We start from the raw sequence: 22,123 nt of genomic DNA on the forward strand, positions 1-22,123 counted from the left end.
CCCTCAATCCGGCTCGGGCTGGCCGCCTTGGCTCTGAGCCAGGGTCTGTGCCAGCGCCGGTTCATGCACCGGCTTGTAGGGCCCATGGCCCGGCGCGAGCGGCGGGTCGGAACGCATGGGGGACCGACCCGGCGGCAGCGCCGATACCGGCGTCCACTGCGGGTCGGGGATCTCCGCGAACACCTGCCGCAGCCGCGCGCCCCACGACGTGTGAATCATGTCGAAGTACTCGTTGTCGTGGTCGATCAGGGCAAACTTGGTTACCCGCAGGCTGTCCTTCTCGTACACGAGCAGATCCAGCGGCAGGCCGACGGACACGTTCGAGCGCAAGGTCGAGTCCATCGATATCAGCGCGCACTTGGCCGCTTCATCCAGCGGCATGTCGGGCGTGAGCACCCGGTCCAGGATGGGCTTGCCGTACTTGGCTTCGCCGATCTGGAAATACGGGTTCATGGTCGAGGCTTCGATGAAGTTGCCGGCCGCGTAGATCTGGAACAGCCGCACGCCCTGCCCTTGAATCTGCCCGCCCAGCAAGAAGCTGCAATTGAACTCGATACTGAAGTCGTGCAGCGCCTCGGCATGCATCTTGTGGACCTCGCGCACGGCCTTGCCGACCAGGCACGCCGCCTCGAACATGTTGGGCACGTTCCAGAGCGTCGGGTGATCGGGTTCGGTGGGCTCGGCCAGGATCTGCGCGACCGACTGGGTCAAGGCGAGATTGCCCGCCGTCAGCAGTACCAGGACACGCTCGCCGGGCTGCTCGAACACGGTCATCTTGCGAAAAGTGCTGACGTGGTCCACGCCCGCGTTGGTGCGAGTATCGGCCAGGAATACCAGGCCCTCGTCCACGCGCATCGCCACACAATAAGTCATACCCGCTTCATGCTCGTCAAAGTATCCGACGATTCTAGCGCTTGCGCCGCCCGCCCGCATGGACCGCCCCGGCGTGCAACATCATTGCTCGGCCGCGGTTCCGACCTTGACGTCCACGGTCATGGCTTCGGCGCCGCCGCCGATCCGCATCCCGCGCACCGGCGCCGCCGTGTCGTAGTCGGAGCCGACCGCGATCCGGCAATACGGACCCGACGCATAGCATCCGTGGGTCACGTCCACGGACACCCAGCCGGCATCGTCCAGCCAAACGTCGGCCCAGGCGTGGCTGGCAGCGTGCGGCACGTCGCCGGGATCGATATAGCCGCTGACGTAGCGTGCGGGCACGCCCCGCGCCCGGCAGCAGGCAATCAGCAAATGGGAATGGTCCTGGCAGACGCCCTGCCCCAGGACCAGCGCCTCGGCCGCCGTACTGGTGACCTGCGTGATGCCGCTTCGGTAGGCGACCCGGTCGCGTATGCGGCGGGCCAGCTCGACGACCGCCGACGGCCGGTCCAGTGCGCCGGCGGCATGCGCCAGTTCGCGTACGGCATCGCTGGCCTCGGTCAGGCGGGTAGCGCAGGTGAAATGCTCCAGCGGAATGCGCCCCGGGTCTTCCTGCAGACGGCCGTCCCGCAGCGGCAAGGTCTCGACTTCGCCGCGCACCGAGAAACGCATCTCGGACATCGGCCGCGTCATGACGAGCATCTGGACCGTATTCCCATACGCGTCCGTCGACGCATCGAGCTTGCCCGGCACGTTCAGGTCCCAGTGCACCACGACCTGGGCGGTCCCGGAACCGGGCACCAGGCGCAATTGCTGGATGGAGTAATGCACCGGGGTGTCGTAGCGGTACGTAGTTTCGTGACGAATGGAAAGACGCATGGCGGCACCTGTCAGGCAGTGAGCGGCAGGAGGAACGTCGCACTGATCTTGTTGCCCAGCACGGCTATCCGTCCCAGGAACTCGGTCAGGTACTCGTGCAGGCCGCGCGCGAGGATGGGCCGGATCTCGCCGTACAGCAGCTCGGCACGCAATTTGCCGGCATAGCGCTCGCAATCGCGGGAAGTCGCGGTGCTGAGCCTGGCCAGGTTCTCGCACACCCGGTCCAGCGAGGCCAGCAGCGACCGCGGCATGGACGGATTGAGAATCAGCAGTTCCACCACGCGCTCGGGCATCAGCACGTCGCGATAAACCTGGCGGTAGATTTCCAGGCCCGACACGGAACTCAGAAGAGAGGTCCAGTAATAGAAGTCGCCCAGCTGCATGCTGGCCGGCACGCGCGCGCCCGGCGCACCATCCGCGAAGCGCACGTCCAGGATGCGGGCCGTGTTGTCGGCGCGTTCGAGGAAAATACCGAGTTGGGTGAAATAGAAAGCCTCGTCCTTGAGTGCCGTTCCCAGCGTGACGCCCCGCCACAAATGGGAACGCAACTTGACCGATTCGAATACCGAATCCGGGTCGATGTCCAGCATGCCTTCGTCCAGCTGACGATTGAACTCCAGCCAGGTATGGTTGATGGTTTCCCAGGATTCGGTCGTCAATGCACCTCGCACCGCCCGCGCGTTCTCGCGCGCGCTGCGCAGGCTCGAAAGAATGCTGGAGGGGTTGCCGGGGTCCGCGACCATGAAGCGCAGCACGTTCTCGGCCGTCACCGCGTCATAGCGGGCGGCGAAGATCTCGCTCAACTCGGAAATGGCCAGTACCGAGCGCTGGCTGCGCATGGCGTTTTCGTCGGTCTGCGGCAGCAGCAACTCCTTCAGGACGACATCCATCAGACGCGCCGTGTTCTCCGCCCGCTCGATATAACGGGCCATCCAGAACAAGTGATCGGCCGTGCGGCTCAGCATGCTCGTCCCTCCGCCACGGTCGCCATGCCGAGGGCGCCCACGGCAAATCGCGCGCCGCCACGCAGGGGTGGGTCCAGCACCCAGGTGTCCTTGGTCCCCCCTCCCTGGGACGAATTGACCACCAGCGATCCCTCCCTCAGCGCCACCCGCGTCAACCCGCCGGCAACCATGGCGATACTGCTCCCCGACAGGACGAACGGCCGCAGGTCGATGTGGCGCGGCGCGACGCCCTGGTCGACGAAAGTCGGGCAGCAGGACAGCGCCAGCGTCGGCTGTGCGATATAGCCCTGCGGGCGTTCCATCAACCGCGCCCGGAACGCCTCGATCTCGGCGCGGCTGGCAGTGGGCCCCACCAGCATTCCATAGCCGCCTGCGCCATGCACTTCCTTGACCACCAGTTCGGGCAAGTGCGCCAATACGTAGGACAGCTCGTCGGGTTTGCGGCACTGCCAGGTCGGCACGTTCTTCAATATGGGTTCTTCCGACAGATAGAACGAGATCATGTCGGGCACGAACGGGTAGATGGACTTGTCGTCGGCCACCCCCGTGCCGATCGCATTGGCCAGCGTGACCCGCCCCGCCCGGTACACCGAAAGCAGCCCCGGCACGCCCAGCGCCGATTCGGCGCGGAACGCCAGCGGATCCAGGAAGTCGTCATCCAGCCTGCGGTAGATCACGTCCACCCGTTGCGGCCCGCGCGTGGTACGCATGAAGACCGTGTTGTCGGCGACGAAGAGATCGCTGCCTTGGACCAGCTCGACGCCCATCTGCTGCGCGAGAAAGGCGTGTTCGAAATACGCGGAGTTGTAGATGCCCGGCGTCAGCACCACGACGGTGGGATCGTCCACGCCCACCGGCGCCACGGACCGCAGGTTCTCCAGCAGCAGGTCGGGGTAGTGCGCGACGGGTGCGATGCGGTTCTGCACGAACAGCTCGGGAAAGAGCCGCATCATCATCTTGCGGTTTTCCAGCATGTACGAGACCCCTGAGGGTACCCGCAGGTTGTCTTCCAGCACGTAGAACGTGCCATCCCGGTCACCGCCGGCCTTGACGATGTCCACCCCCGCAATATGCGCGTAGATGTCGCGCGGCACGTCCACGTCCTGCATTTCGGGCCGGTACTGCGCATTGGTATAGACCTGCTCGGCCGGGATCACGCCCGCACGGACGATGCGCCGGTCGTGGTACACATCGTGGATGAACATGTTCAGGGCCCGCACTCGCTGGGCGAGCCCGGCCTGCAGCAGTTCCCATTCGTCCGCGGGGATGATGCGCGGGATCAGGTCGAAGGGGATCAGCCGCTCCACGTTGCCGGCATCGCCGCCGAGCGCAAAGGTAATACCGACCCGGCGGAACACCAGGTCGGCCTCGGCGCGTTTCCTGGCCATGGTTTCGGCGCTTTGCCGGTTCAGCCAGTCGCAGAAGCGCTGGTAGTGGCGGCGGACGGCACCGCTCTCGAACTGCATTTCGTTATAGGAAAGCATGGCGCCCCGGGTGTTTGCAGATTCCACCCAAGCAAAGCAAAGCCCGTACCGGGCTGCCAGGACGGCTTTGGCTGTGGCCGCGCACCACCGCGGCGAGTTTCCGGGGCCACCGGACGTCATGGCGCACGGCCTTGGTGCACTTGATGGTGGCGGATCGCCTGCCTGGCTCTGCCATGCTGGTATCCATATGGTTGATAAGATAATTTCATATCGTTTCGTATACCTCGGGGCATACAATGAGGCGATATGGCCGGCGCGGCGATGGCGCGCCCCCGGCCGCCAGACTGGCGGTGGGCACAGCCCGCCCCAGCCTCGCCAGACACGGAGACACCCATGCTCGACAAGACTGCTCCCGACGCCGCGCGCCGCGCCTACTACGACCGCATCGCGCAAAAAAATCTCAGCCCCTTGTGGGAATCGCTGCATACGCTGGTGCCGCCCCATCCCCAACCGCGCTGCATTCCCGCCATCTGGAAGTACGACAAGCTGCGCGCGGACGTGATGGAGTCCGGCTCCATCATCAGTGCCGAAGAAGCGGTGCGCCGGGTCCTGATACTCGAGAACCCCGGCCTGAAGGGCCAGTCGGCCATCACGCAGACGCTGTACGCGGGACTGCAATTGATCCTGCCCGGCGAGATCGCGCCCAGCCATCGCCACACGCAGTCGGCGCTGCGCTTCATCGTCGAAGGCAAGGGCGCCTACACGGCGGTCAACGGCGAACGCACCACCATGCACCCGGGCGACTTCATCATCACGCCGTCCTGGACCTGGCACGACCACGGCAACCCCACCGAAGCCGAAGGCGGCGAACCGGTGGTCTGGCTCGACGGCCTCGACATCCCGCTGCTGCGCTCGCTCGACGCGGGCTTCGCCGAGAATTATCCCGAAGCCTCCCAACCCGTGATGCGCCCCGAAGGCGACAGCTTCGCCCGCTATGGCTACAACATGGCGCCCGTGCGCCATACCTTCAGCGGCAACTCATCGCCTATCTTCAACTATCCGTACGAGCGCACGCGAGAAGCGCTCGACCAGTTGGCCCGGCGCGGCGAACTCGACCCCTGGGACGGCGTCAAGCTGCGCTACGTGAACCCCGCCACCGGCGGCTACCCGATGCCCACCATGGCCACCTTCATGCAATGGCTGCCTGCGGGCTTCCAGGGCAAGACCTATCGGACCTCCGACTCCACGGTATTCAGCGTGGTCGAAGGACAAGGCAACGCCCGTATCGGCAACGAGGTCTTCCAGTTCGGTCCGCGCGACGTGTTCGTCGTGCCGCCCTGGCAGCCGGTGCAGCTGGCCGCGCTCGAAGACGCGGTGCTGTTCAGCTATTCCGACCGGCCGGTGCAAGCCGCGCTGGGCCTGCTGCGCGAAGAGCGCATCGACTGATCTCCCTTTCATCCATCCACCGAGGTTTGCGATCCATGTCGTACGTTTTCCAACCCGAACCGGCCGCCACGCTTCCCGTCGCCGGCAGCAATGATCAATTCCCCGTGCGCCGCGTCTACTGCGTGGGCCGCAACTACGCCGCCCACGCGCGCGAAATGGGCTTCGATCCCGATCGCGAGCCGCCGTTCTTCTTCTGCAAGCCGGCCGACGCCGTCGTGGCCGTGCCTTACGGCACCACGCTGGACCTGCCCTATCCGTCCGAAACCGCCAACTTCCACTACGAGATCGAGCTCGTGGCGGCCATCGGCAAGTCCGGCGCCAACATCCCGGTCGAACAGGCGCTGGACTACGTGTGGGGCTATGCCGTCGGCCTGGACATGACCCGCCGCGACCTGCAGATCAAGATGCGCGAAGTAGGCCGGCCGTGGGAAATCGGCAAGGCCTTCGACCAGAGCGCGCCCACCGCGCCGCTGCACAAGGCAGCCGACGTCGGCCACTTCGAGAAGGCCGAGCTGTGGCTGAAGGTGAACGGGCAGGACAAGCAGCGCAGCGATACGTCCAAGCTGATCTGGTCCGTCGCCGAGACCGTGGCCTACCTGTCGAAGTATTTCCGCCTCGAACCGGGCGACCTGATCTTCACCGGCACGCCCGAAGGCGTGGGCCCGGTCGTCAAGGGCGACGTGATGGAAGGCGGCGTGGAAGGATTGGGCACGCTGAACGTGCGAGTAGTCTGAAGCCGGGCGAGGCATCATGGAACTCTACAGCTTCTTCAACAGCTCGACCTCGTACCGCGTACGCATCGCGCTGGCCCTCAAGGGCCTCGCGTACGAGTACCGTGGCGTCAACATCCGGACGCTGGAACACCGCGCGGCGGAGTACGTGGCCAAGAATCCCTCGGCCAACGTGCCGCTGCTGGTGGACGGCGACGTGCGGCTGGGGCAATCGATCGCGATCATCGACTACCTCGACGCCACCTACCCCGAACCGCGGCTCATCCCCGAAGACAAGATGCTGCGCGCACGGGTGCTCGAGCTCTCGCTGGCCATCGCCTGCGACATCCATCCGGTCAACAACCTGCGCATCCTCAAATACCTGACGGACGTGCTGCGCGTGACCGAGGAGCAGAAAAAGGCCTGGTACGACCACTGGGTGCAGGACGGGCTGGCTGCCGTAGAACGCCTGCTGCAGGCCCATGGTTCCGGCCCCTACTGCTTCGGCGACGCGCCCACGCTGGCCGACTGCAGCCTGGTTCCCCAGGTGGCCAACGCAATGCGCATGGGCTGCGACACCTCCGCCTATACGCGCGTCATGGCGGTGTACGAACACTGCCAGAAACAAGCGGCCTTCCAGCAGGCGGAACCCGCCAGGCAGCCTGACTATACGCCCCCCCCCGCGCGCTGACGCGCGCCCCGGTCCGGCGCTCCCGGCCGCGAACCGGCCCCGCTCAAGGGGCAGGCGCAGCTCGGGAGAACCCCGGCCGGGCTGTCTTACCCCGGGCAGCAGCCCGGTTACCCTACCCTTTCCAGCATCTCCCGGACCGTCCCGAACAAGGTCTGGATCTGCGCTTCGTCGATAATGAGCGGCGGCGAGAAGGCCAGGATGTCGCCGGTGAAACGCACCAGCACGCCGGCTTTCAAGCAGGCCAGGAAGGCCTCGTAAGCGCGGGCGCCCGGCTGTCCGGGACGCGGTTCGAGCTCTACCGCCGCCGCCAGTCCGATATTGCGGATGTCCTTGACGTGCGGAGCGCCGCGCAGCGCATGGACCGCGGACTCGAACGCCGGCTCGAGCCGGGCGGCGCGCTCGAACAGGCCTTCGCGGGCATAGAGATCCAGCGTAGCAATGGCCGCGGCCGCGGCGGCGGGATGGCCGGAATAGGTGTAGCCATGGAACAGTTCGATGGCATTGGCCGGGCCCGCCTCCATGATGGCGTCGTGAATGGATCGGGCGGCCGCCACCGCGCCCATCGGGACAGTGGCGTTGTTGATTCCCTTGGCCAGCGTAATGAGATCCGGCGTCACGCCGAAGCGCTGCGCCGCGGTGGCCGCGCCCAGGCGGCCGAAGGCCGTGATGACTTCGTCGAAAATCAGCAGTATGCCGTGGCGCGAGCAGAGTTCGCGCAAGCGTTCGAGGTAGCCCAGCGGCGGCACGATCACCCCGGCCGACCCCGCCATGGGCTCGACGATCACCGCGGCCACCGTCGAAGGATCGTGCAGTGCCAGCAGGCGCTCCAGCTCGTCGGCCAGGTGCGCGCCCCACGCCGGCTGGCCGCGCGAGAACGCCGCCTCGGCGATATTCAGCGTGGCGGGCATGTGGTCGGCCCCGGGCATCAGGTTGGCCGCATAGGCCTTGCGGTTGGCGCCGATGCCGCCGACCGACATGCCGCCGAATCCGACGCCGTGATAGCCGCGCTCCCGGCCGATGAAGCGCGTGCGCTGGCCTTCGCCGCGTGCCCGGTGGTAGGCCAGTACGATCTTGAGCGCCGTATCGACCGACTCGGAACCCGAGTTGGTAAAGAAAATGCGATCGAGTCCGGGCGGGAGGATGGCCGCCAGGCGATGGGCTGCCTCGAAGGCCAGCGGATGCCCCATCTGGAACGGCGGGGCATAGTCCAGCGTCTGCATCTGGCGATGCACGGCGTCGATGATTTCATCGCGGCAGTGGCCGGCATTCGAGCACCATAGACCCGCGGTGCCGTCGAGCACCTGCCGGCCATCCGCATCGGTGTAGTACATCCCCTTGGCCGCGACCAGCAGCCGCGGCGCAGCCTTGAACTGCCGGTTCGCGGTAAAGGGCATCCAGAGGGACTGAAGGTCGGGCAATTCGGCATGCATGTCGGACTCCTTGATGGCGGAAAGCCGCGCGGTCCGCTGGCCGCGGCGCCGGGGCCTCGCGCTTTCCTCGATACGGCCGCTGCCGATAGTGTATTGAGTTATCCGGCCGCGGGGGCAAGCATCCGCTTCCCACGCAAGGGTAAACTTGCCGGGATTCCCATCGAGGACGTTGCCATGATGCTGATCCTTCCCGACGTGCTGGCGGCCGAGCAGCTGGCGCAATGCCGGCACGCGCTGTCGCGCGCGCAATGGATCGACGGCCGCTCGACAGCCGGGCACATGGCCGCCCACGCCAAGCACAACCAGCAGCTGGCCGCCGACGATCCGCTGGCCGTCCAGCTAGGCAACCTGATCCTCGATGTGCTGGGTGTCAATCCGCGCTTCATTTCCGCCACCTTGCCGCTCAAGGTCCTGCCCCCGGCCTTCAACCGCTATGAAGGCGGCGGCAACTACGGCAACCACATCGACAATGCCATCCGCAGCCTGCCCGGCACGGCCCACCGGGTGCGCACCGACATCTCCGCGACGCTCTTCCTGACGCCGCCCGAAGAGTATGAAGGCGGCGAGCTGGTCGTCGAAGATACCTATGGCAGCCACCCGGTCAAGCTGCCGGCCGGGCACATGGTGATCTATCCGGGCACCAGCCTGCACCGGGTGAACCCCGTCACGCGCGGTGCCCGCATCGCGGCGTTTTTCTGGGTGCAGAGCCTCGTACGCGACGAAATCCAGCGCGAGACCCTCTACCGCATGGACACCGCCATCCAGCAGCTCACCCGCGAAGTGCGGGACAGCGCAGCCTTGGTACAGCTGACCGGCGTCTATCACAACCTGTTGCGGCAATGGTCGCAGACCTGAACCGGCCTCCCATGCCCCTGCCTCCGCTCGCACAGATTCCGCCGCAGATCGCGGCCGTGGCCGACTACGAAGACTATGCGCGCGAACGCATGAGCGAAGCGGCGTGGGCCTACCTGGCGGGAGGCGCGGCGGACGAACTGACGCTGCGCGCCAATCGCGAGGCCTTCGACCGGATACGGCTACAACCTCGCGTGCTGGGCAAGCTGGCCGGTGGAAGCACCGCGCTGGAGTTGCTCGGTGTCCACCTGCCCTACCCCATCTTGCTGGCACCCGTGGCCTACCAGAAGCTGGCGCACCCGCAGGGGGAACTCGCCACCGTACTGGCGGCTTCCGCCATGAAGGCCGCGATGGTGGTCAGCACGCAGTCCAGCGTTGCCCTGGAGGACCTCGCCCAGGCGGCCGATACGCCGCTGTGGTTCCAGCTCTACTTCCAGGCCCGCCGCGACGACACCTTGAAGCTCGTCCGCCGTGCGGAAGCGGCAGGCTACCGGGCGCTGGTGCTGACCGTCGATGCGCCGGTCAATGGCGTACGAAACCGCGAACAGCGCGCCGGCTTCTCGTTGCCACCCGGCATCGAAGCGGTCAACCTGCGCGGGCTGCGCCCCATGGGCCAGACGGTGGCCCGGGCGGGCGAAAGCGCCATTTTCGGCAGCGGCATGCTGGACCACGCCCCGTCGTGGGACGATGTGGCCTGGCTGCGCAGCCAGACGCGCCTGCCGATCGTGCTCAAAGGCATCCTCTCGCCCGTCGATGCGCGTCTGGCGGTGGAGGCCGGCGCCGCAGCCATCGTGGTTTCCAATCACGGCGGCCGCACGCTGGACGGATTGCCGCCCACGCTGGAAGCCTTGCCGTGGGTCGCGGACGAAGTCCAGGGCCGCATCCCTGTCCTGATGGATGGCGGCGTGCGCCGGGGCACCGATGTTTTCAAGGCCGTCGCGCTCGGCGCCGCCGCCGTCCTGGTCGGCCGGGGCTATGTCCACGGACTCGCCGCGGCGGGCGCGGTCGGCGTCATCCACGTCCTGCACTTGCTGCGCACCGAACTCGAAATCGCGATGGCGCTTGCCGGCTGCGCGACACTGGCCGACATCGGCCGCCAGGCGCTGTGGCCGCAGGCCTGGCAGGCGCCAGCCTAGCAGCCGCCGTTTCCGCCCTTACATGGGTTCGATGCCCGCGGCTTTCACCAACTGCGCATTGGATTCGATTTCATCCTTGATGTAGGCATCGAATTTTTCCGGCGTCAGCAGGAAAGCATCGGCACCCACCGCCGCAAAGCGGGTCTTGACCTCCTGCGAAGCCAGCGCCTTGGCAACTTCGGCCTGCAGCTTCTGGACGATGGGCCGCGGCGTCTTGGCGGGCACCATCATTCCTATCCAGAAATTGAACTCGGAACCGGGCACGCCCGCTTCCGCGGTGGTGGGCACGTCCGGCAGGATGCTGGAACGCCGCGGCGAGCCTACGGCGAGCGGCACCAGTTGCCCTTCCTTGATCTGGCCGATGACCGGCGCCACGGGCGAAAAGTAGTAATCGACCCGCCCGCTGATGACCTCCGCCACGGCCTCGGGCGAGCCTTTGAACGGGATGTGCGTGGCATCGATCCGGGCCTGGAGCCGGAAGCGCTCGGCATTCAAATGCGTGGCGCTGCCGGTCCCGGACGACGCGTAGTTCAGGCTGCCCGGCCGGCTGCGGGCCGTGCTTAGCAGGTCCTGCAGCGACTTGATGTTCTTGGACGGCGCGATCACCAGCACGTTGGGGAGCGTCGAAATGGGGGTGACCCCGGCAAAATCCTTGACCGTGTCGAAAGGCAGCTTGGCGAAGGTGGACGGATTGACGGTATGCGAAGAAGAGTGGATCAGCACCGTATAGCCGTCGGGCGCCGCCTGGGCAACCTGGGCCGCACCTATCGTGCCGCCCGCGCCGGCGCGGTTCTCGACCACGACCGGCTGGCCCATGCTCGCCGCCAGCTTGTCGGTAATGGCGCGGGCGATGATGTCGGTGGTACTGCCCGCGGTGAACGGGACGATGACTCGAATGGGCTTGGCGGGATAGCCGGCTTCCTGTGCGCGGGACGGCGCGTGAGCCAGCGCGATCAGGCAGAACACCGGCGCAAGTGCTGCGGCACGGACGAGCTTCATGGTTGTCTCCTGGCGAATTCTTTTATAGGTGTGAACCGGCGGGGCACGCGGAACGCGCCCTCTGCGACCTCTTCGGGTCGATGGTCTTTAATTCACCTTTTGGTGAATTGTGGGGAATAATGGAATACGGCAGCGCCAACGTCAATCGCTGTGAGGACCTCAAGACCTCAGTACATTCCCGTAGAGCGAGGGGACGAACGCGGGCCGCCACTGCCGTGGCGGCCTGGGTGAACTACGCCTTCAGCGGCGGGGCTCGGTATGCAGCCATTGCTCGAACGCCTCGTTGACGGCGTCCGGCTGCTCCATGGTGGTCATGTGGCCGGATTCCTCGATCGCGGCCAACCGCGCGCCGGGGATTTCGGCGGCCAGTGCTTCATGGCGCGACAACGGGCTCCAGGTGTCCTGGCGTCCGCACAAGACCAGCGTGGGGCACGCGATGCGCGCCAAGTGGGGTGTGGCGTCGGGGCGAGCCAGCAGCGCGCGGATCTGCGCGGCGAAGATATCCGGCGTACGGCGTTCGAGCATGTCGAGAATGGACTCGAACAGCGGGCCCTCGACCCGGTCGGGGTGGACCATGCCGCGTGCCCAGATACGTCCCATTTCCCGCATGCCCTGCTCGCGCGCGGTCTGCAGGAGCGCCAGGCGGCCGGCGCGCTCGGATTCGCCCGCCGGGCCCGGCGCCAGGGCCTGGTAGCCCGTGTCGAGCAGCGCCAGGCGCAGGACACGCTGCGGCGCGAGACGAACCACCTCGAGGGCGACCCGCCCGCCCATCGAGTGGCCGGCCAGGCTGAAGGTGTCGGCCGGCGCGTGGCGCAGCACGTGTTCGGCCATCCCGGTAATCGAATCGATCAGGCCATAGTCCGGCACCTGGCATTCGTATTGCGAGCCGAACCGCGCGCACTGGTCTTCCCATACGGCACGATCGCACAAAAGGCCCGGCAGCAGGACCAGCGGCGGATTCGATCGAGTCATGGCTTTCCCTCCGTGCCGGCCCGGTTAGCGAGCGTCCGGCACGCGCCGGGTCTTCATGAATGCCTCGAAACTTTCGCCGCGCATGATGGCGTAGATCTCGAGGTTGGTCTTCTTCACTACCCTGCCGAATTTCTCGAGCACGAAGAAATTCACGCCGTACTGGACCAGGCCCAGCCAGTCCCGGGCACGCACCAGGGCCTTTTCCCGCTCGGTCAGGCCGGCCGCTTCCATGGTGCCTTCTTCATCCGCGATGAAGCGGTCGCGCCAGTCCGCGCGGATCATGTTCCAGAAGAAGCGGTTGATCTTCAGCGTCCGGTTGCTGGTACGCAGGTCGAACGCGTAGGTGCCGGGGATATCCTCGATGCCCTCGAGTTGCGGATTCATGGCTTGCTCCTCATGCTGTGGCCGATTCGGCCCGGCGGGCCGGCGTGCCGAGCGGCTCGCCTTCTTCGTAGAGGACCACGGTCATGGCGGTGGTCGTGGCCAGGTAGTAGTTCTGGTGCAGCTTGCGCAACGGCCCCGTCCCCAGCGCGCCCCGCATGGACAGCCACATGATCTGCTCGACGCTTTCCGCGCCGCCGAGGCGCACGTAGTCGGCATGCTTCATGCGCATGAGCGCTTCGGGATCGTTTTCGAGGAGCTCCAGGAACTTCATGTCCCAGTCGGTGTTGTTGAAGCCGGTGCGCTCGCCATGGATCTGGTGCGACAACCCGCCTGTGCCCACCACCACTACCTTCAGGTCCTCGGGATAGGATTCGATCGCGCGCCGTACGGCCTGGCCCAGGCGGTAGCAGCGCCGGGCCGTGGGCAGCGGATACTGCAAGACATTGATGGCGATAGGTACCACGGCGCCGGGCCAGTCGGGCTGGTGCGGCCACAGCAGCGGCAGGGGCGAGGCGCAACCGTGGTCGATGGGCTTGTCCTGGAAGACCGTGATGTCGAATTCGTCGTTGACCAGGCTCTCCGCAATGTGGGCCTGGAGATCCACATTGCCGCGTATGGCCGGCAGCTTGCGCAGGCCCGCGCCTTCGTCGGCGATGGGAAAGCGTTCTCCCACCCCTAGCGCGAAGGTGGGATACATGTCGAAGAAGAATGTCGTGCAATGGTCGTTGTAGAAGAACACCAGCACGTCGGCCTGCTTCTCGGCCAGCCATGCGGCGACCGGCTTGTAGCCGTCGAACAGCGGTGCCCATGCCGGGTCGTTCTGCTTGCCCTTGTCGTAGGCCACCGCGATGGTCGGTACGTGCGAGCTGCCTATCCCGCCGATGATTCTTGCCATGATCGAGACTCCGTATAAAGGAGAGGAGAAGCCGTCGGAAGATTATACGGGATCCCAAACCAAAATAATTCCGGATTTTTTGCTCGCTTCTGACGGATTTTGGATCCCGCTTGGGATCCCGGGCCTTATACTTGCCGAACCGCCGCCCCGCTCTGGCGGCCATCGACATCTACAGGAGGGTTCATGCAGCAGACCACCACCATGCTGCATATCCGCGAAATGATCCTGCGCGGCGAACTCGCGCCCGGGGAACGCGTGCGCGAAGCGGACCTCGCCGCCCGCCTGGGTACTTCCCGTACGCCGGTGCGGCAGGCGCTGCCGGCGCTGGCCCAGGAAGGCCTGTTGGTGCAGTCGGGCGCGCGTGGCTTCGCGGTGCGGGCTTTTTCCGCCCGGGAATGCATGGAAGCCCTACACCTGCGTGCCGCGCTCGAGGGCCTGGCGGCCCGGGCACTGGCCACCCATGGCGCAGACGGCGACCTGCTGGCGGCCTTGAAAGACTGCCTCGCCCAGGGCGATCGCATCTTCGAGCACCGCACCTTGTCGGACGACGACGAGATCCGCTATGCGGAAATGAACGCCCGCTTCCATAGCTTGATCCTCGAAGGCGCGCAGATGCCCTTGCTGAGCAACCTGGTCAGCCGCTGCAACATCGTGCCCTTCACCGATCCGCTGACCCTGGCTTTCGATACGCAGCGTCGGGACGCGATGTTCGACTTCCTGTTCTACGCCCACCGCCAGCACCACGCGATCGTCTCGGCCATAGAAAGCGGCCAGGCCGACAGGGCCGAGAACCTGTTCCGCGAACACGCCTATACACAGGTACAGAGCCAGGGCGGGGACTTCGAGAAAGAAGCGGGGCTCGCTCCGCCGCAGCACAGGCGGCGCGCGGCCGGGGGCCTGGTCTAGAACGCCGCAGACGCCGCGGCGCCCGCAATCAGGACACGGCAACCACCGATACCTGGCCCTGCAGGCTCTGCGGCGCCGGCACAGGCATGCGCCGCTCCATGAACAGGTCGGCGAATACGCCGCGCAGCCAGCGCGTCCCGTCGTCCTGGTGGCTGCGCTCGTGCCAGAACTGCTTGACCTCGAACTCGGGCGCCTCGAACGGAAGCGGAAGCGTCTTGACATGACGCAGCGGCATCATGAGCCTGGCCACCGTGCTGGGAATCACCACCAGCAGCTCGGTGGCGGCGAGAATGTCGGGCACGATCGTGAAATGCGGCACACGCAACGCAATATGGCGGCGCAGCCCCAGCTTCTCGAGGTATTGCTCGATGAGCGTGGTAGTCGAGCAATGCAGCGCGGCGCGGCTATAGCGCGAACCTGCCGGCTCGATCATGATGTGCGACTCTTCGGTGAACTGCTGCAGGTTGAGCGTCGCCCCGATACGCGGATGGTCCGCCCGCACCAGGCAGACGTGGTAGTCGCTGAACAGCCGCTGCTGGTAGAAGCCCGCGGCAAGCCCGGGCAGGAACCCTACCGCCAGGTCGGCGTCGCCCGATTCCAGGGCCTCGCGATACCGTTCCCGCGGCAACTGCAGGATACGCAGGCCGATGCCCGGCGCGACCTGCTTGAGGTGCCGCATCAGGCGCGGCAGATAGACGACTTCCCCCAGGTCGCTCAGCAGGATCTGGAAGGTCCGCTCGGAGCGGGCGGGATCGAACGCCACCGCCTCTTCAAGACCGGCCTGCAGGACGGCAAGGCCAGCCCGCACGCTGGGGCCGATACGCAACGCGAACGGCGTCGGTTCCATCCCGCTCTTGACCCGGACGAACAAGGGGTCGCCGCACAACTGGCGCAGCCGCGTCAAGGCATGGCTCATGGAGGGCTGCGACAGCCCTACCCGCTGCCCTGCCCGGGTCACATTGCGTTCCTGCATCATTGCGTCGAATGCCACCAGCAAATTGAGATCGATACTCTCGATATTCATCGTCGCCCTCCGTAGAACGCGATCGTCGCTGGTGGCCGCCTCTTGCCTGTTCAGGCCTCGAAGCGATTGGCGCCATACCGGCCGGACAGTGCGCCGGCCGAGATGATCATCCGCTGCATTTCGGAAGACCCTTCGGTAATGGTGCGGCTGCGCGCATCGCGGTACATCAGCTCCAGCGGCAATTCGCGCGACAAACCCAGGCCGCCGTGGATCTGGATCGCCCGGTCGACCACCCGTATCAGCATCTCGTCGGCATACAGCTTCACCGCGGACGCCTCGAGATGATAGTCCTGCCCCTGGTCCACCTTCCAGGCCGCATGGAAGACCATGGACCGCGCCGCGTGCAGTTCCACCAGCGAATCGGCAATCATCCATTGAATGGCCTGGCGCTTGGCCAGCGGCTGCCCGAAAGTATGGCGCGTGTTGGCGTAGGCAATGGCCAGGTCGAGAGCACGCTGGGCGCGTCCTATGGATTTTGGCCCATGGATCAGGCGCCCCATATCGAGGAATTCCCGCGCCAGGTCCCAGCCCTTGCCCACTTCCCCGACGAGCTGGGATGCCGCTACCCGGACATTGTCGAACAGCAGTTCCCAAGGACGGTCCGGCGACATCAGTTCGAAGCTCTGGCCCAGCTGCAAGCCCGGCGTACCCTTGTCGACCAGAAAGCAGCTGATGCCCAGGTCCCGGTCGCCGTCCATCGTCCTCGCGAACACCTGGACGAAATCGGCCTTGTCGGCACCCGTAATGAAGACCTTGGCGCCGTTGATGATGAAATGATCGCCGTCGGCGCGTGCCGTCGTACGCATGGCGGCGGGATCAGAGCCGGCACCCGGCTCGGTGAGCGCGAAACAGGTGCGCTTCTCCCCTCGCGCCACGGGCAGCAGGTACTTTTCCTTCTGCTCCCGATTACAGTGGAACAGCACCGGTCCCAGGTAAGGCGTCAACACCGTGGGAGCGCGAAACGACGGCACATTGCACTTGGCAAGCTCCTCGAACACGACGCACATGCCGACCGCGCCGATACCGCCGCCGCCCACTTCCGGCGGCAGGTCGAAGGCCCAGAAGCCCAGTTCCTTCGCTTTCTCCTGCAACCGGCTCCGTATCTCGGCGGGAATATCGGCCTCATTGGCATAGCGGGGCTCCAACGGCAACAGCTCCCGCTCGACGAAACGGCGGACCGCATCGCGCAGCATACGCAGTTCCGGCGCCAGTTCGAAATCCATCATCGTCCCCTCTTTGCTAATCCAGTTTCACGTTGGCATTGCGTATGCTTGCCTCGTATTCGGCGCGATCTTGCGCAAGAAAGCGCTCGAATTCCTTGGGTCCCTGGTTCAGGGGCTCCAAGCCGACGCCGGTCACGTACTTTTCCTGGAATGCCTGCTGCGAGACCACGGCGGCCACATCCGCGGCGATCTTGTCGACGACCGCTTGCGGCGTGCCGCTGGGCGCGACCAGCCCGAACCAGGCCTGCGAAACCATTTTCGGAAAACCGAGCTCGGCCAACGTCGGCGCGTCGGGGAAAGCGGCAATGCGCTGCGGCGCGGCCACGCCGAGCAGCTTTACCTTGCCGCTCTTGACCATGGGTATGGAAGGCGGAACGCCGACCCACGCCATGTCGATCTGGCCACCGACGAGAGCCGCCATGACATCGGCCACGCCTTTGTAGGGCACATGATTCAGCCGTATGCCCGCCATGGAGGCAAACGCCTCGGCATCGAGCTGCGCCTTGCTGCCGACGCCGTACGAACCATAGCTGACCTCTCCCGGCTTGGCCTTCGCGCGGGCAACGAGCTCCTGCACGCTGTCGATCCCGGAACCGTTGCTCGCCAGCAGGATCTCGCGGGTCTGCACCAGATTGATCACCGGCACGAAATCCTTGACCGGGTCGTAGGAAAGCTTGCGATAGAGATACTGGTTCAGCGACAGCGTCGGGTCGTTGGCCATCAGCAGGGTATAGCCGTCAGGCGCCGCCCGGGCCACGTATTCGGCCGCGATGATGGTATTGGCGCCGGGCCGGTTCTCGACGATGACCGGCCGGGCCCACCGGGTGGTCAATTCCTGGGCGATACCCCGGGCCAGCACGTCCGATAGCCCGCCGGCGGTGAAAGGCACGACGATCCCCGAGTCCCGTCAACGAAAAACGCCCGGGCCATGCGGCGCCGGGCGTTGCCCGCCGGGTTACCACGGGTCGGCTACGCCGTAGCCGCTTCCTTCTTGGCGGCCTCGACGTTGCTCTCGCTCTCGGCAAGGGCCGTGAGCTTCTTGTCCGTCGCCTTTTCTTCTTCCAGTGTCTGTTTGAGCAGCGGCAATGCTTCCTTGAATCCCAGATGTTTGGCGAAGGTCAGAAGCGTGCCGTAGCCTGCGATCTCGTAGTGCTCCACTTTCTGGGCGGCTTCGATCAACGCGGCATCGAGCAGCGGGCCTTTCTCGATCTCATCCATCAATTCCCTGCCTTCCTCGATCAGGCCCTCCATGGCGACGCATTTCATGCGCTTGAGCTTGAGATGGCACACCTCGACCACTTGGTCGATACGCTCGATCTGGCCCTGGGTTTCCTCCAGGTGGCTTTCGAAGGCGGCGGCAAGCTTGGGGTTGCTGGCCGCGCGCGCCAGCTTGGGCAGCGCCTTGGTCAGCTGCTTCTCGGCGCTGTAGATGTCCGATAGCGAGTGAACGAACAAGTCTTGCATGGTCTTTGCGGTCATGGGCGTCTCCTGGCAAGAGGCTGTTGAAGAGCCTGCCATGGAGCAGGAAGCGTTCCCGTAGAGGAGGTCGCGCCTTACGGCGGGCGCTCGTCTACGCCGCGAGGAGCCGCCAAGCCGAGAAGCGCACCGAAGGCTGCCAGCGCCAGCAAGCCGGATAGCCACAACGCGCCCACGCCCCAGCGGTCGAGGCTGATGCCGAAAAGCCAAGGCGCGGCCGCCTGGGCGATCCGCGCCGGTACCATCAGCACGCCTTGCCGGCGGCCATAGCCCTGCGGTCCGAAGAGCGCCAGCGGCAGGGTTCCCTTGGCAGTGGTAAGGATGCCATTGCCTGCCCCATGGCAGACCGCGAACACCGCGGCGGCCGCTTCATAAAGCCCGCTGCCCATCCCGACACCGGCGATCACCGCTGGCCGGCTGGACGCCCGCATGCTCAAAGCGCCCGTTGATTGACGCGCCGCGCAAGCTCTTCCGCGCTTTCCTTGCGCTCGCTGTACCGGTCCACGAGGTAGCCGCTGATGTCGCGCGTCAGCAGCGTGAACTTCATCAGCTCCTCCATGACGTCCACGACACGGTCGTAATAGCTCGAGGGCTTCATCCGGCCGGCGTCGTCGAACTCCAGGAAGGCCTTGGGCACCGACGACTGATTGGGAATCGTCAGCATGCGCATCCACCGGCCCAAAACCCGCATCTGGTTCACGGCATTGAAGGACTGCGACCCGCCCGAGACTTCCATCACGGCCAAGGTCTTGCCCTGCGTAGGACGCACCGCGCCGATGGACAGCGGAATCCAATCGATCTGCGCCTTCATGATTCCCGTCATCGCGCCGTGGCGCTCCGGCGACACCCACACCATGCCTTCGGACCACTGCACCAGGTCGCGCAGCTCCTGCACCTTCGGATGGGTGTCCGGCACACTGTCTGGCAGCGGCAGTCCGGTTGGGTCGAAGAATCTGGCCTCACCGCCCAGGGCTTGAAGGAGACGCCCCGCCTCCTCGGCCAAGAGACGACTATACGAGCGTTGGCGCAAGGAACCATAAAGCAGCAGGAATCGCGGCGGGTGCTCCGCCCGTGGCCCTGCCGGCCACAGTTGGGCCGCGTCGGGAACGGAAAAATGGGCGTCGTCGATATTCGGCAGGTGACGCTGCGGACTAGACACGGCGTCCCTCGGCATCGACCACGACCTCGCCGTCCTCCTTCACGAACGGACCTTGTTGCGGGCGCGGCAGGATGTCCAGCACCAACTCGGATGGCCGGCACAGCCGCGTGCCGAGCGGCGTCACCACGATGGGCCGATTCATCAGAATCGGGTACTGGCCGATGAAATCCAGCAATTCGTCGTCGGTCCACTTCGGATCGCCCAGGCCCAGCTCTTCATACGGAGTGCCCTTGATGCGCAGGACGTCGCGGACGCTCAAGCCGGCGTCGGCGACGAGCTTGACGAGGGTCGCACGCGAAGGCGGCGTCTTGAGGTACTCGACCACGGTGGGCACTTCTCCGCTATTGCGGATCATGGCAAGCGTGTTGCGCGACGTGCCGCACGACGGGTTGTGATAGATGACGATATTGCTCATGAGTAAGCTCGCTGAGAGAAGCGTCAGGCACGTTCGTACCAGCCGCGGGAACGGTTGACGATACGGACCACGAGCAACATGACGGGCACCTCGATCAATACGCCCACTACCGTCGCCAGCGCGGCCCCCGACTGGAACCCGAACAGGCCGATGGCGGCCGCCACGGCGAGCTCGAAGAAATTGGAGGCGCCGATCAGCGCCGACGGGCACGCGATATTGTGCTTTTCTCCCACACGCCGATTCAGCCAATACGCCAGCCCCGAATTGAAGAAAACCTGGATCAGGATAGGCACCGCCAGCATCGCGATCACCAGCGGCTGCTGCATAATGGCCTGGCCCTGGAAAGCAAACAGCAGCACCAGCGTCACCAGCAGCGCCGCTACGGACAGCGGACCGATGCGCGCCATCGCGTGGTCGAAGGCTGCCCGCCCCTGCCGCAGAAGCGAGCGCCGCCACAGCTGGGCCAGGATGACGGGAATGACGATGTAGAGGACGACCGAGATCAACAAGGTGTCCCACGGTACCGTAACGGACGAAATGCCCAGCAGCAGCCCGACGATGGGCGCAAAGGCAAACACCATGATCGTGTCGTTGAGCGCCACCTGCGACAGCGTGAACATCGGATCCCCGCCCGTAAGCCGGCTCCACACGAAGACCATGGCGGTGCAAGGAGCGGCGGCGAGCAGAATCAGCCCGGCGATGTAGCTGTCGAGCTGGTCTTCCGGCAGCCAGGGGGCGAAGACGCGCCGCACGAACAGCCACCCCAGGAAGGCCATCGAGAACGGCTTGACCGCCCAATTCACAAAGAGCGTCACGCCGATGCCGCGCCAATGCTCCCGGACCCGGCCCAGGGCGCCGAAGTCTACCTTTACCAGCATAGGGATCACCATGACCCAGATCAGCAGGCCCACGGGCAGATTCACCTGCGCCACCTCCATCCGCCCGATGCCCTGGAAGAGGGACGGCGCGAGCTGCCCTGCCGTAATGCCAGCCACAATGCAGAGCAGGACCCATACCGTTAGATAACGCTCGAAAACGCTCATCGAGGGGATGGGCCCGGGTCGGCCGGCGGCGGCGTTGTGTGCCGAAACGCTCCCCTCTCTCATTTTTGGCCGATACCATGCAACTCGCGCTGGAGGGAAATCGCATCCAGTTTCTGGATAGGCAACGCCAGGAACAGTTCGATACGGCGCTTGAGCGCGATGGCGGCGTCATGGAACGCCTTGCGCTGCAGTTCCTCGTCTCCGTCCACCGCGGCGGGGTCGGGCACGCCCCAATGGGCCGAGACCGGCTGGCCGGGCCAGATGGGGCAGGCCTCGCCGGCGGCGTTGTCGCAGACCGTGAAGATGAAGTCCAGCTGCGGCGCATCGGGACGCGCGAACTCATCCCAGCTCTTGCTGCGGTATCCGCTCGCCGGCAGGCCCAGGCGCTCCAGCGTGGCGATGGCCAACGGATGCACAAGGCCCTTGGGCATGCTGCCCGCCGAATAGGCGCGGAAACGCTCCTTGCCCAACCCGTTGAGCAGCCCTTCAGCCAGGATGGACCGTGCCGAATTGCCGGTGCAGATGAACAGTACGTGGTAGACCTTGTTTTCCATGGTTGCCTCGTTGGCGGAGTTCATAGGCGTCAGCATGCCGCACACGCATCGGCGCTGCCGACCTGGCAGGCGGCCCCCTGACAGCAGTGTTCCGTCAAGTAGCCGAGCAACCCATTCATCTGTTCGTAGTTGGCTCGATAAATGAGATTGCGCCCCTGTTGCTCGACCGTGACCAAGCCGGCATGGGCCAGCTCCTTCAAGTGGAAGGACAGCGTATTGCGTGCGACGGCGAGCTGATCCGCAAGACTGCTGGGCGTCAAGCCCCCGGGGCCGGCGACCACAAGCGCACGAAAGACCCGCAGGCGTTGCATGTGGGCCAGCGCCGAAAGCGCGCCGATGGCTTGATCTTCGTTCATCATTCAATAATACAACATTTATCGAACTATTTTATGACAAGTACGTGTCAGCCAGAGTGAACAGCAGCCGCGGTCAGGCGGCCCGGGTACGGACCGGCCGCGCGCGCTTTTTCTTTTCGTGGGCGACCGCGATGCTCTGCTGAGCCTGCGACACGATATGGATCAGGCACGAGGCCAGAACGGCCTGGAAGTCATCCAGCGGTTCGCCGGAGGCACCGGCTATGGCATTGCCGTCCTGCATGGCAAGGGTAAACATGCTGAGCTTCTTGGGCAGCTCCGGCATGTGTTCCAGCAGCGCTTCCGGCAAG

The 22,123-nt window shown here is 65.5% G+C and carries 25 protein-coding genes and 1 pseudogene; 6 read left to right on the forward strand and 20 right to left on the reverse strand.

The annotated features are described in order from the left end of the window. Positions 1 to 3 precede the first annotated feature (3 nt). From QHC78_RS02645 to QHC78_RS02660, 4 genes are all read right to left on the reverse strand, one after another. Positions 4 to 873, reverse strand: coding sequence for a proteasome-type protease (locus QHC78_RS02645; protein WP_319742326.1), 870 nt, complete (start codon positions 871 to 873; stop codon positions 4 to 6). An 81-nt stretch (positions 874 to 954) separates the two neighbouring features. Further along, positions 955 to 1,755: a transglutaminase family protein gene (locus QHC78_RS02650; RefSeq protein ID WP_319742327.1), complete on the reverse strand. Its 801-nt coding sequence runs from the start codon at positions 1,753 to 1,755 to the stop codon at positions 955 to 957. An 11-nt stretch (positions 1,756 to 1,766) separates the two neighbouring features. Beyond that, positions 1,767 to 2,720: an alpha-E domain-containing protein gene (locus QHC78_RS02655; RefSeq protein WP_319742328.1), complete on the reverse strand. Its 954-nt coding sequence runs from the start codon at positions 2,718 to 2,720 to the stop codon at positions 1,767 to 1,769. Next, positions 2,714 to 4,204: a circularly permuted type 2 ATP-grasp protein gene (locus QHC78_RS02660; protein ID WP_319742329.1), complete on the reverse strand. Its 1,491-nt coding sequence runs from the start codon at positions 4,202 to 4,204 to the stop codon at positions 2,714 to 2,716. Before QHC78_RS02660 ends, QHC78_RS02655 begins: the two co-directional genes overlap by 7 nt. A 333-nt stretch (positions 4,205 to 4,537) precedes the next feature. Between QHC78_RS02660 and gtdA the strand changes: the two genes are divergently transcribed. From gtdA to maiA, 3 genes are read left to right on the forward strand one after another with little or no spacing between them, the layout of a single operon-like run. Next, on the forward strand, positions 4,538 to 5,590 hold the full coding sequence (gtdA, locus tag QHC78_RS02665) for a gentisate 1,2-dioxygenase (protein ID WP_319742330.1): 1,053 nt from the start codon (positions 4,538 to 4,540) through the stop codon (positions 5,588 to 5,590). Positions 5,591 to 5,625: 35 nt separating this feature from the next. Beyond that, entirely contained in the window at positions 5,626 to 6,324 is a 699-nt protein-coding gene (locus tag QHC78_RS02670; RefSeq protein WP_319742331.1) for a fumarylacetoacetate hydrolase family protein, read from the forward strand. A gap of 16 nt (positions 6,325 to 6,340) precedes the next feature. Continuing rightward, positions 6,341 to 6,991: a maleylacetoacetate isomerase gene (maiA, locus tag QHC78_RS02675; protein ID WP_319742332.1), complete on the forward strand. Its 651-nt coding sequence runs from the start codon at positions 6,341 to 6,343 to the stop codon at positions 6,989 to 6,991. A gap of 107 nt (positions 6,992 to 7,098) precedes the next feature. Here maiA and aptA read toward each other — a convergent pair whose 3' ends face one another. Continuing rightward, on the reverse strand, positions 7,099 to 8,421 hold the full coding sequence (aptA, locus tag QHC78_RS02680) for an omega-aminotransferase AptA (RefSeq protein WP_319742333.1): 1,323 nt from the start codon (positions 8,419 to 8,421) through the stop codon (positions 7,099 to 7,101). Between the two features lie 174 nt (positions 8,422 to 8,595). Here aptA and QHC78_RS02685 point away from each other — a divergent pair, with 174 nt between their 5' ends. Together QHC78_RS02685 and QHC78_RS02690 are read left to right on the forward strand one after the other, a co-directional pair. After that, positions 8,596 to 9,276 carry a Fe2+-dependent dioxygenase gene (locus QHC78_RS02685; RefSeq protein WP_319742334.1) on the forward strand — a complete coding sequence of 227 codons (681 nt, stop codon included), beginning with the start codon at positions 8,596 to 8,598 and terminating at the stop codon, positions 9,274 to 9,276. An 11-nt stretch (positions 9,277 to 9,287) separates the two neighbouring features. Further along, entirely contained in the window at positions 9,288 to 10,409 is a 1,122-nt protein-coding gene (locus QHC78_RS02690) for an alpha-hydroxy acid oxidase (protein ID WP_319742335.1), read from the forward strand. An 18-nt stretch (positions 10,410 to 10,427) separates the two neighbouring features. Here the strand turns inward: QHC78_RS02690 and QHC78_RS02695 are convergent, their stop codons facing one another. The 4 genes from QHC78_RS02695 to QHC78_RS02710 form a co-directional block, all read right to left on the reverse strand. Beyond that, on the reverse strand, positions 10,428 to 11,408 hold the full coding sequence (locus QHC78_RS02695; RefSeq protein WP_319742336.1) for a tripartite tricarboxylate transporter substrate binding protein: 981 nt from the start codon (positions 11,406 to 11,408) through the stop codon (positions 10,428 to 10,430). 240 nt (positions 11,409 to 11,648) lie between these two features. Continuing rightward, complete coding sequence (locus QHC78_RS02700; protein ID WP_319742337.1) at positions 11,649 to 12,380, reverse strand: alpha/beta fold hydrolase; 732 nt, start codon at positions 12,378 to 12,380, stop codon at positions 11,649 to 11,651. A 24-nt stretch (positions 12,381 to 12,404) separates the two neighbouring features. Continuing rightward, complete coding sequence (locus tag QHC78_RS02705; protein ID WP_319742338.1) at positions 12,405 to 12,764, reverse strand: protocatechuate 3,4-dioxygenase; 360 nt, start codon at positions 12,762 to 12,764, stop codon at positions 12,405 to 12,407. 10 nt (positions 12,765 to 12,774) lie between these two features. Beyond that, positions 12,775 to 13,659, reverse strand: coding sequence for a gallate dioxygenase (locus QHC78_RS02710; protein ID WP_319742339.1), 885 nt, complete (start codon positions 13,657 to 13,659; stop codon positions 12,775 to 12,777). Between the two features lie 183 nt (positions 13,660 to 13,842). On the opposite strand from QHC78_RS02710, the gene QHC78_RS02715 reads away from it, so the two are divergent. Then, positions 13,843 to 14,565, forward strand: a complete 723-nt coding sequence (locus QHC78_RS02715; RefSeq protein ID WP_319742340.1) for a GntR family transcriptional regulator — start codon at positions 13,843 to 13,845, stop codon at positions 14,563 to 14,565. A 28-nt stretch (positions 14,566 to 14,593) separates the two neighbouring features. Here the strand turns inward: QHC78_RS02715 and QHC78_RS02720 are convergent, their stop codons facing one another. The 11 genes and pseudogenes from QHC78_RS02720 to QHC78_RS02770 all read right to left on the reverse strand — a co-directional run bounded on the left by QHC78_RS02720 (position 14,594) and on the right by QHC78_RS02770 (position 22,122). After that, complete coding sequence (locus tag QHC78_RS02720; RefSeq protein ID WP_319742341.1) at positions 14,594 to 15,589, reverse strand: LysR family transcriptional regulator; 996 nt, start codon at positions 15,587 to 15,589, stop codon at positions 14,594 to 14,596. A gap of 50 nt (positions 15,590 to 15,639) precedes the next feature. Then, positions 15,640 to 16,815, reverse strand: a complete 1,176-nt coding sequence (locus QHC78_RS02725; protein WP_319742342.1) for an acyl-CoA dehydrogenase family protein — start codon at positions 16,813 to 16,815, stop codon at positions 15,640 to 15,642. 13 nt (positions 16,816 to 16,828) lie between these two features. Beyond that, positions 16,829 to 17,701 (reverse strand): Bug family tripartite tricarboxylate transporter substrate binding protein, encoded by an 873-nt coding sequence (locus QHC78_RS02730; RefSeq protein ID WP_319742343.1) that lies wholly within the window; start codon positions 17,699 to 17,701, stop codon positions 16,829 to 16,831. Positions 17,702 to 17,781: 80 nt separating this feature from the next. Then, positions 17,782 to 18,291 carry a YciE/YciF ferroxidase family protein gene (locus QHC78_RS02735; protein ID WP_319742344.1) on the reverse strand — a complete coding sequence of 170 codons (510 nt, stop codon included), beginning with the start codon at positions 18,289 to 18,291 and terminating at the stop codon, positions 17,782 to 17,784. A 74-nt stretch (positions 18,292 to 18,365) separates the two neighbouring features. Continuing rightward, positions 18,366 to 18,689: pseudogene (locus QHC78_RS02740) on the reverse strand (MFS transporter); the annotation flags it as partial. A 32-nt stretch (positions 18,690 to 18,721) separates the two neighbouring features. Further along, entirely contained in the window at positions 18,722 to 19,462 is a 741-nt protein-coding gene (arsH, locus tag QHC78_RS02745) for an arsenical resistance protein ArsH (RefSeq protein WP_319742345.1), read from the reverse strand. Then, a complete protein-coding gene (gene arsC, locus QHC78_RS02750) occupies positions 19,440 to 19,862 on the reverse strand; it encodes an arsenate reductase (glutaredoxin) (RefSeq protein WP_319742346.1) in 423 nt (140 codons plus the stop codon). The genes arsH and arsC overlap by 23 nt, the downstream gene beginning before the upstream one ends. Positions 19,863 to 19,885: 23 nt before the next feature. Next, positions 19,886 to 20,905, reverse strand: coding sequence for an ACR3 family arsenite efflux transporter (gene arsB / locus QHC78_RS02755; protein ID WP_319742347.1), 1,020 nt, complete (start codon positions 20,903 to 20,905; stop codon positions 19,886 to 19,888). Positions 20,906 to 20,964: 59 nt separating this feature from the next. Continuing rightward, the gene (locus QHC78_RS02760; RefSeq protein WP_319742734.1) at positions 20,965 to 21,459 is read right to left on the reverse strand and encodes an arsenate reductase ArsC; all 495 of its coding nucleotides are present in this window, start codon (positions 21,457 to 21,459) and stop codon (positions 20,965 to 20,967) included. A gap of 29 nt (positions 21,460 to 21,488) precedes the next feature. Next, positions 21,489 to 21,815, reverse strand: coding sequence for an ArsR/SmtB family transcription factor (locus QHC78_RS02765; protein WP_319742735.1), 327 nt, complete (start codon positions 21,813 to 21,815; stop codon positions 21,489 to 21,491). A 73-nt stretch (positions 21,816 to 21,888) separates the two neighbouring features. Then, entirely contained in the window at positions 21,889 to 22,122 is a 234-nt protein-coding gene (locus tag QHC78_RS02770) for a hypothetical protein (RefSeq protein WP_319742348.1), read from the reverse strand. Position 22,123: the final 1 nt, after the last annotated feature.

The organism is Pigmentiphaga sp., from assembly GCF_033795525.1.
Classification (GTDB): Bacteria; Pseudomonadota; Gammaproteobacteria; order Burkholderiales; family Burkholderiaceae_B; genus Pigmentiphaga.

Coding starts and splice junctions, on each gene's coding strand:
- QHC78_RS02645 (WP_319742326.1), bottom strand. CDS start 873: ATGACTTATTGTGTGGCGATGCGCGTGGACGAGGGCCTGGTATTCCTG.
- QHC78_RS02670 (WP_319742331.1), top strand. CDS start 5,626: ATGTCGTACGTTTTCCAACCCGAACCGGCCGCCACGCTTCCCGTCGCC.
- QHC78_RS02720 (WP_319742341.1), bottom strand. CDS start 15,589: ATGAATATCGAGAGTATCGATCTCAATTTGCTGGTGGCATTCGACGCA.
- arsB (WP_319742347.1), bottom strand. CDS start 20,905: ATGAGCGTTTTCGAGCGTTATCTAACGGTATGGGTCCTGCTCTGCATT.
- QHC78_RS02700 (WP_319742337.1), bottom strand. CDS start 12,380: ATGACTCGATCGAATCCGCCGCTGGTCCTGCTGCCGGGCCTTTTGTGC.
- QHC78_RS02715 (WP_319742340.1), top strand. CDS start 13,843: ATGCAGCAGACCACCACCATGCTGCATATCCGCGAAATGATCCTGCGC.
- QHC78_RS02660 (WP_319742329.1), bottom strand. CDS start 4,204: ATGCTTTCCTATAACGAAATGCAGTTCGAGAGCGGTGCCGTCCGCCGC.
- arsH (WP_319742345.1), bottom strand. CDS start 19,462: ATGCCGAGGGACGCCGTGTCTAGTCCGCAGCGTCACCTGCCGAATATC.
- QHC78_RS02685 (WP_319742334.1), top strand. CDS start 8,596: ATGATGCTGATCCTTCCCGACGTGCTGGCGGCCGAGCAGCTGGCGCAA.
- QHC78_RS02690 (WP_319742335.1), top strand. CDS start 9,288: ATGCCCCTGCCTCCGCTCGCACAGATTCCGCCGCAGATCGCGGCCGTG.
- arsC (WP_319742346.1), bottom strand. CDS start 19,862: ATGAGCAATATCGTCATCTATCACAACCCGTCGTGCGGCACGTCGCGC.
- QHC78_RS02710 (WP_319742339.1), bottom strand. CDS start 13,659: ATGGCAAGAATCATCGGCGGGATAGGCAGCTCGCACGTACCGACCATC.
- QHC78_RS02655 (WP_319742328.1), bottom strand. CDS start 2,720: ATGCTGAGCCGCACGGCCGATCACTTGTTCTGGATGGCCCGTTATATC.
- maiA (WP_319742332.1), top strand. CDS start 6,341: ATGGAACTCTACAGCTTCTTCAACAGCTCGACCTCGTACCGCGTACGC.
- QHC78_RS02650 (WP_319742327.1), bottom strand. CDS start 1,755: ATGCGTCTTTCCATTCGTCACGAAACTACGTACCGCTACGACACCCCG.
- QHC78_RS02695 (WP_319742336.1), bottom strand. CDS start 11,408: ATGAAGCTCGTCCGTGCCGCAGCACTTGCGCCGGTGTTCTGCCTGATC.
- QHC78_RS02765 (WP_319742735.1), bottom strand. CDS start 21,815: ATGAACGAAGATCAAGCCATCGGCGCGCTTTCGGCGCTGGCCCACATG.
- QHC78_RS02725 (WP_319742342.1), bottom strand. CDS start 16,815: ATGATGGATTTCGAACTGGCGCCGGAACTGCGTATGCTGCGCGATGCG.
- QHC78_RS02705 (WP_319742338.1), bottom strand. CDS start 12,764: ATGAATCCGCAACTCGAGGGCATCGAGGATATCCCCGGCACCTACGCG.
- gtdA (WP_319742330.1), top strand. CDS start 4,538: ATGCTCGACAAGACTGCTCCCGACGCCGCGCGCCGCGCCTACTACGAC.
- QHC78_RS02760 (WP_319742734.1), bottom strand. CDS start 21,459: ATGGAAAACAAGGTCTACCACGTACTGTTCATCTGCACCGGCAATTCG.
- QHC78_RS02735 (WP_319742344.1), bottom strand. CDS start 18,291: ATGACCGCAAAGACCATGCAAGACTTGTTCGTTCACTCGCTATCGGAC.
- aptA (WP_319742333.1), bottom strand. CDS start 8,421: ATGCATGCCGAATTGCCCGACCTTCAGTCCCTCTGGATGCCCTTTACC.